This window comes from Kiritimatiellaceae bacterium (genome assembly GCA_013141415.1).
GTDB lineage: Bacteria > Verrucomicrobiota > Kiritimatiellia > Kiritimatiellales > Tichowtungiaceae > Tichowtungia.
This window is the reverse complement of the sequence record JABFQY010000001.1, coordinates 129,698-142,276: the sequence shown is the minus strand read 5'-3', so window position 1 is coordinate 142,276 and position 12,579 is coordinate 129,698. Positions and strand designations below refer to the sequence as shown.

Sequence of the window (12,579 nt, the reverse complement as noted above, 5' to 3'; positions counted from 1 at the left end):
CCGCCAGGTCATGGACGGCCAGCAGAAAACATCGTATCGTGGTGCCCGTTTTTTAAATTAACCAAACGAAGGAGACTCCTATGGCTGAAAAACTGACCTCTCATGATATCGCAAAAATGATCGATCATTCCCTGCTGCACCCGACACTGACCGACGCCCAATTGATCGCCGGTTGTGAAGTGGCGAAAAAATATGACGTGGCTTCCTGCTGCGTGAAGCCCTACCACACCAAGCTGGCCGCGGACTGCCTGAAAGGCTCCACCGTTCTGGTCTGCACCGTCGTTAACTTCCCGCACGGCAACAACCCAACCGCGCTGAAAGTGATTGAAACCGAAGCGGTCATCAAAGAAGGCGCGACGGAAATCGACCTCGTCGCCAACATCGGCAAAATCTGTCAGGGCGACTGGGCGTATGTGGAAAACGACCTCGGCGAAGTTTCCAAAGTCTGCAAAAAGCACGGCGCAAAACTGAAGGTGATCTTCGGCGTGGACTTTCTGAACGACGAGCAGATCGCCAAGGTCACGCAGATCTGCAACAAAGTGAAGGCTGACTGGGTGAAAACCTCGACCGGCTACAACTACATTCAGGACAAGAACGGCGCACCCGTCTATTACGGTGCCACCGACCGCGTCCTGAAAATCATGGCCGATAACGTCGCTCCCGGCGTACAGGTCAAAGCCGCCGGCAAATGCCGGACACTGGAACGGGTCATTGAAATCCGCGAAAAATTCGGCGTGACCCGCGTCGGCGCAGGCAACACCGCTGAAATCATGGAAGCGGCCCGCGAAAAGCTGGACGGCGCAGGCCCAGCCAAAAAAGTGGATGCCAGCATCAGCACCTACTAACAGGCGGACTGTCCGCTAATTCCCCGCTCAGCAGACAGACATTCTCTGTTCGCTGCAGCGGGATTTCTTTGTGTTTAAACTTGTACAAAAACCGCCGAATCGTAACGTGACGCCATTTGCGAACTAAGGAGACATATGAAAAAGAAACCCAATATTCTTCTGATCACCACAGACCAGCAACGCTGGGATGCCATCGGCTTTAATAATCCGCAGGTTAAAACACCGAATCTTGATGCGCTGGCAAAAAAAGGCATTGTCTTTGAAAAATCCTACACTTGCAGCCCGGTCTGTACGCCGGCACGCGTATCCATCCTCACGGGGCACTACCCATCACGGCACGGCTCCTACACGATCGGCGTTGAATTTCCCGATAACTATCCAACCATCCCGAAGAAACTTGGCGAAAACGGCTATTTCACCAGCCTGATCGGTAAAGCGCACTTTCACCCCTGCTGCCTTGAGGGAAGTTTTGAGTACATGCCCAACATTGGAAACCGGGCCTTTTTCAAAAACTGGACTGGGCCTTACCACGGCTTCGACTACGTCAAGCTTGTCATCGGTCACACCACCGAGGACCGCGTACCGCAAATGCATTACGGCCTCTGGCTCGAGGAAAACGGCGTCAATCCGGCCGACTATTTCGGAAACAACCACTACACAGACATTGGAACATGGAATATTCCGGAAAAGCTCCACCCTTCCACCTGGACGGCGAACGAAACGATTGAAGCCATCGACCGCGGCGTCGACAGCGATAAGCCGTTCTTCCTCTGGTCCAGTTTTCAGGATCCGCATAATCCGCTTTTCGTTCCCGAACCGTGGGCCAGCATGTACGATCCCGCCGATATGCCGCTCTACGAATACAAAGAAGGCGAGCACGACAACCGCCCGGCGTTTTACAACGACACCCTGAATCACAAGCTCGGCGAAAATCCAATGGAGCACGGCCACGGAGCCAGCCTGCCGTTTAAGAAGAACTGGATTACCGCCGCACGTCTTCCTTTCATGGAACCCGAAGACAAAACGCGCAAGGCGCTCGCACTTTACTACGGCATGGTCAGCTTCATGGATGATCAGGTCGGTCGCATCATCCGGCATCTTGAAGAAAAAGATCTGATGGATAACACGATCATCGTCTTTACCACCGACCACGGCGACTACATGGGCGAACACGGCTACTGGTGGAAAGGCCTCCCCGCCTTTGACGCCGCGCAAAAAGTACCGTTCATGGTGTACGACCCCGCCTGCAAAACGCCAGGAGCGCGCTCGGAGGCGATCCAAAGTCTGGTCGATTTCGGCGCGAGCTTCCTTTCCATTGCAGGGATTGAAAGACCCGCCGGCATCCAAGGGTTCGACCAAAGTGATACATGGAAAGATGCGGCGGTTAAAGCCCGCGACGGCGCCATTATTGAGCTTCGCCCGACTGAAGACTCCTTCATGCAAAAAACGTTTGTTGAAGCAAAGTACAAACTCGTCCTCTACACCAAGACTGAGTGGGGCGAGCTTTACGACATGGAAAGCGATCCTTGCCAGTATAAGAACCTGTGGGATCATCCGGACTATCAGTCCGTTAAATGCAATCTCATGCAACGTTTGATTGCCGACGAAATGCTCGAAGATAAACCCAAAGAACGTCTGATGTGGGCCTAACGGCCCAAGCCAGCTGTGCGGCAGATTGGCGCCGAAATTTTTCGCTATTGGCTTGCCTGTTTCGTCATAAAAACTCAAAAGAAACCGCTTCAACAAAGGGGAGATCGCTATGCGCTACGGAATTTTTGATGATGCCAACCGGGAATATGTAATTCAGCGTCCGGACACGCCGACCCCGTGGAGCAATTATATCGGCAGTGCGAGCTTCGGCGGACTGGTCACCAACAACGCGGCGGGCTACACGTTTTACCGTTCCGCCGCACAGGGCCGCCTGACGCGCTTCCGTTTTAACGAATCCCCGTCCGGCCTTCCGGGCCGTTTCATTTATCTGCTGGATCGCAAGAGCGGGGATTTCTGGACGAACTCGTGGATGCCGGTCGCCAAGCCGCTTGATCAGTTCAGCGTCGAGTGCCGCCACGGCTCCGGCTATACCGCCATTAAATCGGTTTACAGCGGCATCGAAAGCGAAGCTGTATATTTTGTTCCGAAAGACGCCCTGCACGAAGTCTGGAAAATAACTATAACCAATCGCGGCCGCACGACGCGCTCCATCCGGGCGATTCCGTTCATTGAGCCGCAGTGCAACTGGAACGCGATTGATGACAGCACGAACCTGCAGTACACGCAGTATATCGCATGCACCGAATATAAAGACGGCATCATCGATCTCGGCTCAAATATCAACATGCCGGTTGATCCGGATAACTTCCAAAACAAAGACCAGAAGCGGCATACATTTTTTGCGCTGACCGGAGCTTCCCCGTCCGGCTTCGACAGCGACTTGAAGAAGTTTCTCGGCACCTACGGACGCTATGACGCCCCGCAGGCGTTGTTAAATGGAGGTTGCTCAGACTCCACCGCAACGGGCGATATGCCCTGCGCCGCGCTGCAAACCGACCTTGAACTGGCGCCGGGCCAAAGCTGCACCTTCGCCGTCGTTTTCGGAGTCGGCAGAACAGCCGAAGCGCAAACGGCTATCCAATCCTTCGACAACGCAGCCAAACTGGATGCCGCGCTGGCCGCAGTGAAAGCTCACTGGCATTCGCGCCTGAACCGCCTGCATACAGAAACGCCGGACGGGCATTTTAATTCCATGGTGAACATGTGGGCGCCCTTCAACAACCTGATGACTTTCTACTGGGCGCGCACGGCAAGTATGGTTTATGCCGGCGAGCGCGACGGTCTCGGCTACCGCGACGCCGTGCAGGATATTGTCGGCGCCTCGTCGATCGTACTCGAAGAAGCGGGCGAGCGCCTGAAACTGCTTATAACCGGACAGTATGCCAACGGCGGCGCCATGCCGGTGGTCAAACCGTTTGCACACAACCCGGGACATGAAGAGCTGCCGTCACACTACCGGTCCGACGACTGCATGTGGCTCTTCAACGCGATTCCGGCCTACGTCAAAGAATCCGGCGACTTTGGTTTTTACCGGCAGGCGCTGCCCTTTGCCGATCAAGGTGAAGCCACCGTATTCGGCCACCTGCGCCGCGCCATTGAATTTAATATCGAACGTTCTGGCGCGCACGGACTGCCCTGCGGTCTGGCCGCCGACTGGAACGACTGTCTGCGCCTCGGCGAAAAAGGCGAAACGGTTTTCGTCGCCTTCCAGCTACGCTATGCATTGCGCGAGTACATTGACATTGCCAACCGCCTCGGCGAATCGTCCGAAGCGGCGTGGGCACAGGCGCAGCTGAAAACTCTGGATGCCGCTCTCGAGAAATATACCTGGGACGGCGAATGGTATCTGCGCGCTTACCGTTTCGACGGGATGAAGTTCGGCTCAAAGGAAAATGATGAGGGTTCCATTTTTATGAACCCGCAGGTCTGGGCCGTACTCAGCGGCCACGCCACCGGCAAAAAAGCGATGCAGGCCATGGACTCCATGCACAGTCGCCTGTCCACTGACCACGGCATTATGCTCTGCACGCCTCCGTATGTTCATACGGATCCGAAAGTCTGTCTGGCCCGCCTGATGAATCCGGGCATGAAAGAAAACGGCGGCATCTTCAACCACACGCAAGGCTGGGCTGTTCTCGCTGCCGCCGAGCTGGGGCTCGGCGACCGCGCCTGGGAATATATGCGTAACGTGATGCCGGCTTCGTTCAATGAGCGCGCGGAAGTCCGCGAAGTAGAACCGTATGTCGTCTGCCAAAGCACGCACAGCCGCTTCAGCCCGCGTTTCGGCGCGGGCCGTGTTTCGTGGCTTTCCGGCTCCGCCGTCTGGAACTATGTCGCGATGACAACCGCCATTCTCGGCATTCAGCCGGACTACGAAGGGCTTCGGATCAATCCGTGCGTTCCAAAGGATTGGAAAAAATTCAGCGCGACCCGCCAGTTCCGCGACGCGGAATACCGCATCACCGTCGAAAATCCGAACGGCGTCTGCAAAGGCGTTAAGAACATGACGGTGGACGGCAAAGCGGTTGAGGGAAATCTGGTTCCTCTCGCCAAGGCCGGATCAACCGTTACCGTACACGTTACGCTCGGATAGCGACCGTGCTCTTATGAAATAGAAAAACGGCCGGGAGAAACACCAAGAGCGATCAGTTTTTCTCTCCAGCCGTTTTTTATTTCAGCAGACGGATCTGTCACACCCGGCAGCGGATTATCGAGCCCGCAACGGGCCCATTTGTCCCGCGCCATGCTGTGATACGGCAGAATGTTTATTTCAAGCTTCGGCATTTCGGCGGCCAGCGCGGCGATTCCGCGCAGATGGATATCGTCGTCGTTGACACCGGGAACGAGCGGGCAGCGCAAAATAATCTTCGCGCCGCGCCCATAGAGCGTCCGAAGGTTGGAAAGAATCGGCTCCGGCGGAACACCGGTCCACAGCAAATGATCCTGCGGATCGGTTGCCTTGTAATCATAATGGAAAACATCGGTGAGCGGCAGAACTTCAAGGAACTGTCCGGCAGCGGCGAAGCCCGATGTATCCAGACAGGTTCGGATTCCGCGAGCCTTGGCTGACATCAGCAGTGCTTTGGTAAACTCAAACTGAAACATCGGCTCGCCGCCGGATAAAGTTATTCCGCCGTCCGGCTCGTAATAGGCGCGATCCTTTTCAACAACCGCCATCACTTCATCGACCGTCATCCTGTATCCGAACATTTTTCCCGGCGTTTTCAAATCCGGCTCGATGTCCGGCGAAATGGATTCCGGATTGTGGCACCACATACAACGGAGCGGACAGCCTTTCAGGAACACAACGGTTCGTATGCCGGGCCCGTCATGGATGCCGCCGCGCTGAATATCAAATACGATGCCGCCGACCGGTTTCATTCGTTTAGCGTCCGGCTTAGAAGCTCCTGCTGGATATCCGGCTCCAGCTCAACGAAACGGGCGCTCCATCCGCCTACACGAACCATGAGTCCTGCATATTTTTCCGGCTCGCGCAGCGCGGCTTCCAAATCGCCGCGACTGACCACCGTGATCATGGCCTGAGCTCCGCCGTTCGCCCAGTAGGCGTTAAGTAGCGCATCAAGTTTCGGACGCATGCGCGGCGTAAAAAATTCTTTACTGAATTTCATGTTCTGTACCGCGCCGGCGTGGTGATCCGTCCGCAGTTTGGATATGGAATTCAGAAACGCCGTAATGCCGTTGCGATCCACGCCGGACTGCGGGTTGTTGGCGTTGGCCATATATGTAAAGGCCTTGCGCCCGTCCGCAGAAGCCAGCGTCTGCCGGCCAAGAATCGTATTGGCCGAGTTGTTGATGACAACGATCAGATAAGAGTCCAAACCAACCCGTTTGGCCTGATCGCGGGTCGTTTCGCAGACGAAGTCGTGTACTTCCTGCGCCATGGCATCAGCCTGCGGGTCATCATTTCCATATTTCGGAACAGCGAGAAGCATTTGCCGGATCTCATCAAAGCCCTCGAAGTCGGCATCCATTGCCGCGACCAGCGCGTCTGGGGCGATTTTTTTCTCGTCATAGACAAGCTGCTTGATGGCCAGCAGTGCGTCTGCCGCGTTGATCTGCCCGTAACTTTCCAGCGTTCCGCTAAGGTGGTAGAGTCCGCCGTTCAGCACGCCCTTGCCGCGCGCCATGCAGTCGTCGAATACCATGCTCCAGAAAAGACAGCGGCATTCGCGTCCGACAACGTCGTACTCGAGCTTTTCCTGATCCGCCAGAATTTCAATCCAGTAGCGCAGATTAGTTTTGAAAGCGGTAAACAGCTCAGCGAAGGTTTTGAAGTCCCGCAGAAAACCCATCGGAACCCCGACGGTATTTCCGTTAACAGCTTCTCTTCCGTTGCGCAAAACGGTTTCCAGCACTTTGAGAACATTCATGACACTGCTGGGTGTTGCGATGCTCTTTTTATAGAGAACATATTCGCCGCAGCCGTAGGGAAGATAATCTACGGCAACTTCCTCGGGCACATTCATGGCTTTCGCCACCGAAGGAATATTAACCTCGTCGTTGTACAACATCGGATGCGTGCGTCCTTCGCCGATCGACTTCATGGCCAGATCGTACAGCAAAGGGTTCTGCCCTTTGTAAAACCGAAGCGTCAGTTGCGGAAGCGGCTTGAGCACCGTGCGCGTCGCCTCAATGGCAATCTGTGCGAAGCGGTCGGCGTGAGCCTCGTTCGGACGCCCTTTCCCGCCGATAATGACGCGGTTATCGAAAGGCGCGCCGTTGTCGTTGATAATGCGCCACAGGCTTTGTGTCAGACAAAGCGCCCGATCTTCGGTAAGTAATCCGTGTTCGATATCGCGCACAAGAAAACTGCCGAGATAAATATCCATTCTTCCGAAACAGTAGGCGGTCGAAAGCACGGCATACAAAAGGGCGAGCTGCATCGCGGCGTGAAATGTTTGCGGCGCCTGATCGGGCAGAGCACGCAAAACATTTTCCAGATCACGCAGTTCCTGACCGCGCGCATCGGAAGTCGCCTTGTTCCGCAAAGCGGCCGCCTGATCGGCATAAAACCGGCAAACGCCGGACAGCACATCCAAAGCTTTAAGCATTCCTTCGAACAGTTCCGGCTCGCCATGTCCGGCGCGGGCGCGCTGCAATCCTTCTGCTGCCTCGGCGCGCAAACCGGGAATGCCAAGCTGCACGAGTTTATCGAAGTCAAAGTGCGGCCCGGCGATCCGGTAAAGCGGATGCGCAGGATGGGCAACGTGAACCCAATCGTCGTAAGGCAAGGCCGCCTTCATACGATCCGGATAAGCGGCGCGCACTTTGGCCGCACAGGTTTCCGTTTCCCAGAAAGTGGAGATCTCCCTCAGTTTTGCCTGCAACGCCGGTTCAGGCTGAAGCACGTCGATTTTTTTCTTCATCACTTCCGGATCGAAAAAATATCCGGCTCCATTTGGTCCGCCGCCGACAAGCCCCGCAAACCCAAGTGCCGGAATATTATCCGTTTGAGGATTCCAGTTGCCGCGGAATTTGTCCGTGCCGGTTCCGCAGGTGAACCGGCCAGCCAGCAGGTCACCCGGTTCGATCGGCGAAAGTGCCGCCGGAAACATAGTCGCAAGACATTCCGCCTCGCGAATGGCGGGGTGCGCATTCCGATATTTCCGATACGTTTCTGTAAACCCGGTTTCCACCGAAAAAAGCATCTCTGAGTCCGTTTTCATGAATGCATTAAATCATACTCATTATGATGCGTCTTGCCTTCCAATGACTTTTTATTCCACTATATTGATATGATGAAAATGCTGAAGTGGCGCGATTTCGCTGAATCTGGAGAGGCTTTTCACGTTGCGCGGATTGAACTTAAAAAGGCCTCCCGCGTAGTGGCACACGGTCATGCGGACTATATGGAATTACTGCTCGTGGAATCCGGGAGTCTTCTCCAAACCATTAATGGCAGACAAACCGTACTTGAAAAAGGCGCGTTACTTTTGATCCGCCCTCAGGACACCCACGGACTGCGGCCTGTCGGAAAAGGCGCTGTCTTTGTAAACATCGCCATCCCGATCGGCCTCGTGGACGACCTGCAACAGCGTTATTTTCCGCCCGCATCCGCCCCGTGGAATCTACAGTCAGAAAACCCGCCTCTATTCACACTTGATCAGGCTGTGCAAATCCGGCTGACCGGAAGAATTGACCTGCTGGCCCGCGCACCGCGCACCCGTTTTGAGATCGACTGCTTCCTGATGAACCTGCTCCGCGAATTACGGGTTCCTTCGATTGAAAACAAATCCGGTGAAATGCCGAACTGGCTGGCAAGTGCCTGCCGGGAAATCCAAAACGCCGACCTTTGCAGAGAGGGACTTCCGGCGTTTGTTAAACTGGCCGGCCGGTCGCCGGAACACGTTTCGCGCGTCCTGAAAAAATGCACTGGAAAAACACCGACACAATTGATCAATGAAGCGCGCCTCACAGAGTCGGCGCGGCGTCTTTGTATGACCTCAGATGGAATACTCGAAATTGCAGCGGTCTGCGGATTCGACAACCCCGCCTACTTTTACCGGTTGTTCAAACAGAAGTACGGCCAGCCTCCGAGACGCTATCGGGTAACAAACCGCGCCGCCGCAGGCGCGGCATAACTACTGAATGGTTTTCTTGGTGGCCTTAACCAGCACCTTCCAGAGTTCTTCCTGTGTTTTGGCTGTCAGCAGAGTGTCGCGCGCTTCTTTGGTTGAAAAGCTCTGCGTCAGGCCGGAAAGCAGCTTCAGATAGAACGCGCTGGCGGCAGTCGGAATGACCATGTAGAAGAAAATTTTGGAAAGTTTGTCACCCGCCGCGCCGAATTTGACGCCCTTTTTACTGATGCCGAGCGTCAATGTCAGTCCGCCGCCCTCGACTCCGCGAACGTGCGGAAAGGCAATGCCATGTTCGACCGCCGTCGAGACGATGGCTTCGCGGCGGAGCGCCGCATCATGCAGATCGTCGCAGCTTTCGACATAGCCCTGCTCGCGCAAATTGGAACACATCTCGAGGAGAATTTCTTCTTTGGTTGTTCCCTTGAGCGACGGAATCATCAGCTCAGGCGAAGAAAAGCGCTCAATGCCGCGCTTGACGGGATCGCCCCAGCGGCGGCGCGGAGAGTTGCGGGTCAGCGGCACATCGGGCGCATAAAGAATGCGGGTGCAGTTGGGGCAACGGTTGAGCTCGTTGCCGCTGTGAATACTGTTAACCATCGTTTTAGTCAGGGCATAACCGCAGCCGGAACAGTTTTCTCCGGTGATCGGAACGATTGCCTCAATGTTCTTCTGCAACAGGCGGTTGAAGTGCGTCTTGAGATCAACCGGCAGTTCACCGGCCAGTGTGGCCACGTTCTTGTCGAGCTGTTGAAGACGGGCTGACGGCATGGACGCCTGCTGCTGGGCGCGGGCGACGATGAGATCCTGTAACTGGATCAAGTGTTTGATTGTGTGAGTTTCTTTGCGAACCATGGGTTTCTCCTTTAAATTTTTGCGGCGGCGGCGAGGAATGCATCGTACAGATCGTTGTAGGATGTTGTGACAGGAAACTGCGGAAATTGTTCAATTACGTTTTGCGGCGGACAAAAAAGGATGCCCGCGTCAGCCTCGGCCAGCATCGATGTGTCGTTGTAGGAGTCGCCAGCGGCGATCACTTTGAATTTTAGCTGATGCAGTGCTTTAACCGCTTCACGTTTCTGGTCGGGCATTCGCAGGTGGTAATCGGCCACGCGCCCCTCGCCGTCAATTTTGAGGCGATGGCACAGCAGTGTCGGATGGCCGAGTTGCTTCATCAGCGGCGCGGCAAAATCGTAGAAGGTATCGGACAGGATGATCACCTGAAACTTTTCGCGCAGCCGGTTGAGGAATTCATGCGCGCCGGGCAGCGGACCCATGCCGGAAATCACCTGCTGGATGTCGGCGAGCTTCAGCCCATGCTGATCAAGGATTTTCAGGCGCTGTTTCATCAGTACATCATAATCCGGAATATCGCGGGTTGTGGCGCGAAGCTCTTTGATGCCAGTACGCTCCGCCACATTGATCCAGATTTCCGGAACCAGCACCCCCTCCAAATCTAAACAGGCAATTTGCATGAATATCCTTTCCACCCTCGAAAGCGCCCCATTTTAAATTTCCATCTGGTTATGGCAAAATAATAAGGAAACCATTTTTTCCGGTTGAATCAGCACCGAATCCCGCTACGCTCTTCCCGGCACACCTCGGTTCATCAGGCTGCCTTTTTGATAAATGGAGCCCCTTCATGAGACCTCAATTTGTAATTCCCGTACAAAAACAGAAGTGGATGGACGGCTCATTCATCTGGCCGGCCAAGGCCGTCTTTGCGGGAGAACGTTCCGGCGACCCCGTTGCGCTGGATACTCTGCGAGATGAAGCCTCTCCGTACACACACGCAGAAATTCAAACCGGAAGAGATATCCCAGCCACCGTGGCCATGAACTATTCCGACGACGTTGCCCATAAAGAGGGTTACATTCTGGATATCACTCCGTCCGGCATTCAAATTTCAGCCCAGACAGAAGCCGGCGCCTATTACGGCGTGCAAACTCTGCGGGAATACACGCGCATACACGGAAAAATCCTTCCCTGCATCCGGATTGAGGATTGGCCGGAGTTTGCTGTACGCGGCGTCTATTTCGACATTTCCCGTGGAAAAGTTCCGACAATCGAGTCTCTCAAAGAGGTCATCGAGAATCTGGCTCACTGGAAAATCAACGAATTCCAGCTCTATATTGAGAATGTGTTCACCTTCTCGAAACATCCAGCTATCGGACAGGGGTACTCTCCGCTGACGCCGGAAGAAATTCTCGATCTACAGGCTCACTGTGAAAAACATCACATTCGATTCACACCTTCGCTGGCCAGTTTCGGACACGTTGAAAAAATTCTGGCAATTCCTAAATATCAGCATCTGGCGGAACTGCCCGGACACCTTGGCTATCCGGGCGGCACCACCCTAAACCCCGGAAGCCCGGATTCCATCAGGCTGGTGAACGAACTGTACGATGAATTTCTTCCGCTTTTCAACGCCTCCGGCTTCAATGCCTGTTGCGACGAACCCTGGGAACTGGGCCAGGGCGCAAGCAAAGCCGATGCGGATGAACGCGGCAAAGGGCAGGTTTTCCTCGATTTTCTACTGAAGCTTTATCGCGCGGCCCGAACACACGGCAAGCAAATGCAGATATGGGCCGATATTGTGCTCCAGCACCCCGAAATCCTGAGTCGGATTCCCAAAGACATTGTGATGATTAACTGGGAGTACTCCGGCGACCCTGCCCAACCAGGACGCATGGAACATTGCGCCCTTTTTGATCAGTATGGCTTCTCCTGGGTAGCGGCTCCCGGCATCAGCTCCTGGAATACCCACGGAACAAACCGGGCAAACGCCATGCATAACATCCGCGCTTTTTCCGGACTGGCACGCAAACACCACGCCCTTGGTATTTTGAACACGCACTGGGGCGATAACGGAGCGCGAACTCCGCACGCCGCCATTCTGCACGGACTCGCTTACGGCGCGGCCCATTCCTGGCATGGAGAAGGAATTGATGAAGAAAACTTTACAGCCGCATTTGCAAACAGCCTTTTCGGCCAAGCCGCCGATCTTGCGGATCGCCTGATCCGGCAGATTGGAAACGCAAATGAGCAGTCATCCGCCAAACTCTATCATTGCTACATTGCGCCGATTGATCCGCAGCGCGATGCATTCCGGAGCATTGACCCCGCATCTCCCGTGCGCTGGCAATGGTCTCCTTTTGCCGGGTTTATTGATCCGCCCGACCCGAAGGGATGCGCCCATGTCATACGCGAACTGAGCGAGACCCTCGCGCTGCCTGTCGCCGGCGGACTCTCCGGCGGGCAACAGCTCTGTATCGAAGAGTTGCGACTGGCCGCCCGCATGGATCTCGTCGCCGCCAAAAAAGTTATTCTGGCACAACGCCACCGCGCCAAACAACCGGTTGCGCCATCCGAATGGATCTCTCTGGCCAATGAACTCGATGAAGTCTCTGCCGCGTTTGAAGCCAACTGGCTGTTATGCAACAAACCATCGCGATTGGCTGATAATCTGCTCGTTATGAAAAGAGCCGAAGAAGAGTGCCGGGCGCTTGCAAACGGATAACCTGCTGAACCCGAACCTTTGAGTTCGGTTTAATTCTAATTTATTTGTGGCAATACCGCTACGAAAC

At 54.9% G+C, this 12,579-nt stretch carries 9 protein-coding genes; 5 read left to right on the top strand and 4 right to left on the bottom strand.

What is annotated here, in order from left to right; translation table 11 throughout:
• Positions 1-80: 80 nt before the first annotated feature.
• The 3 genes from deoC to HOO88_00675 all read left to right on the top strand — a co-directional run bounded on the left by deoC (position 81) and on the right by HOO88_00675 (position 4,989).
• Positions 81-845 (top strand): deoxyribose-phosphate aldolase, encoded by a 765-nt coding sequence (gene deoC, locus HOO88_00685; protein ID NOU35284.1) that lies wholly within the window; start codon positions 81-83, stop codon positions 843-845.
• A 135-nt stretch (positions 846-980) separates the two neighbouring features.
• Complete coding sequence (locus HOO88_00680; protein ID NOU35283.1) at positions 981-2,495, top strand: sulfatase-like hydrolase/transferase; 1,515 nt, start codon at positions 981-983, stop codon at positions 2,493-2,495.
• 109 nt (positions 2,496-2,604) lie between these two features.
• Complete coding sequence (locus HOO88_00675; GenBank protein NOU35282.1) at positions 2,605-4,989, top strand: N,N'-diacetylchitobiose phosphorylase; 2,385 nt, start codon at positions 2,605-2,607, stop codon at positions 4,987-4,989.
• Between the two features lie 11 nt (positions 4,990-5,000).
• On the opposite strand, the gene HOO88_00670 is transcribed toward HOO88_00675, so the two are convergent.
• Together HOO88_00670 and HOO88_00665 are read right to left on the bottom strand one after the other, a co-directional pair.
• Positions 5,001-5,777: a radical SAM protein gene (locus HOO88_00670; GenBank protein NOU35281.1), complete on the bottom strand. Its 777-nt coding sequence runs from the start codon at positions 5,775-5,777 to the stop codon at positions 5,001-5,003.
• Positions 5,774-8,083, bottom strand: coding sequence for a hypothetical protein (locus HOO88_00665; protein NOU35280.1), 2,310 nt, complete (start codon positions 8,081-8,083; stop codon positions 5,774-5,776). The genes HOO88_00670 and HOO88_00665 overlap by 4 nt, the downstream gene beginning before the upstream one ends.
• 69 nt (positions 8,084-8,152) lie before the next feature.
• On the opposite strand from HOO88_00665, the gene HOO88_00660 reads away from it, so the two are divergent.
• On the top strand, positions 8,153-8,998 hold the full coding sequence (locus HOO88_00660; GenBank protein NOU35279.1) for an AraC family transcriptional regulator: 846 nt from the start codon (positions 8,153-8,155) through the stop codon (positions 8,996-8,998).
• Here HOO88_00660 and HOO88_00655 read toward each other — a convergent pair whose 3' ends face one another.
• Positions 8,999-9,847 (bottom strand): PTS transporter subunit EIIA, encoded by an 849-nt coding sequence (locus tag HOO88_00655; GenBank protein NOU35278.1) that lies wholly within the window; start codon positions 9,845-9,847, stop codon positions 8,999-9,001.
• An 11-nt stretch (positions 9,848-9,858) separates the two neighbouring features.
• The gene (gene thrH, locus HOO88_00650) at positions 9,859-10,467 is read right to left on the bottom strand and encodes a bifunctional phosphoserine phosphatase/homoserine phosphotransferase ThrH (GenBank protein NOU35277.1); all 609 of its coding nucleotides are present in this window, start codon (positions 10,465-10,467) and stop codon (positions 9,859-9,861) included.
• Between the two features lie 167 nt (positions 10,468-10,634).
• Here thrH and HOO88_00645 point away from each other — a divergent pair, with 167 nt between their 5' ends.
• Entirely contained in the window at positions 10,635-12,512 is a 1,878-nt protein-coding gene (locus HOO88_00645) for a family 20 glycosylhydrolase (GenBank protein NOU35276.1), read from the top strand.
• The last annotated feature ends 67 nt before the right edge of the window (positions 12,513-12,579 follow it).

Coding starts and splice junctions, on each gene's coding strand:
- thrH (NOU35277.1), bottom strand. CDS start 10,467: ATGCAAATTGCCTGTTTAGATTTGGAGGGGGTGCTGGTTCCGGAAATC.
- deoC (NOU35284.1), top strand. CDS start 81: ATGGCTGAAAAACTGACCTCTCATGATATCGCAAAAATGATCGATCAT.
- HOO88_00645 (NOU35276.1), top strand. CDS start 10,635: ATGAGACCTCAATTTGTAATTCCCGTACAAAAACAGAAGTGGATGGAC.
- HOO88_00660 (NOU35279.1), top strand. CDS start 8,153: ATGATGAAAATGCTGAAGTGGCGCGATTTCGCTGAATCTGGAGAGGCT.
- HOO88_00670 (NOU35281.1), bottom strand. CDS start 5,777: ATGAAACCGGTCGGCGGCATCGTATTTGATATTCAGCGCGGCGGCATC.
- HOO88_00675 (NOU35282.1), top strand. CDS start 2,605: ATGCGCTACGGAATTTTTGATGATGCCAACCGGGAATATGTAATTCAG.
- HOO88_00665 (NOU35280.1), bottom strand. CDS start 8,083: ATGAAAACGGACTCAGAGATGCTTTTTTCGGTGGAAACCGGGTTTACA.
- HOO88_00680 (NOU35283.1), top strand. CDS start 981: ATGAAAAAGAAACCCAATATTCTTCTGATCACCACAGACCAGCAACGC.
- HOO88_00655 (NOU35278.1), bottom strand. CDS start 9,847: ATGGTTCGCAAAGAAACTCACACAATCAAACACTTGATCCAGTTACAG.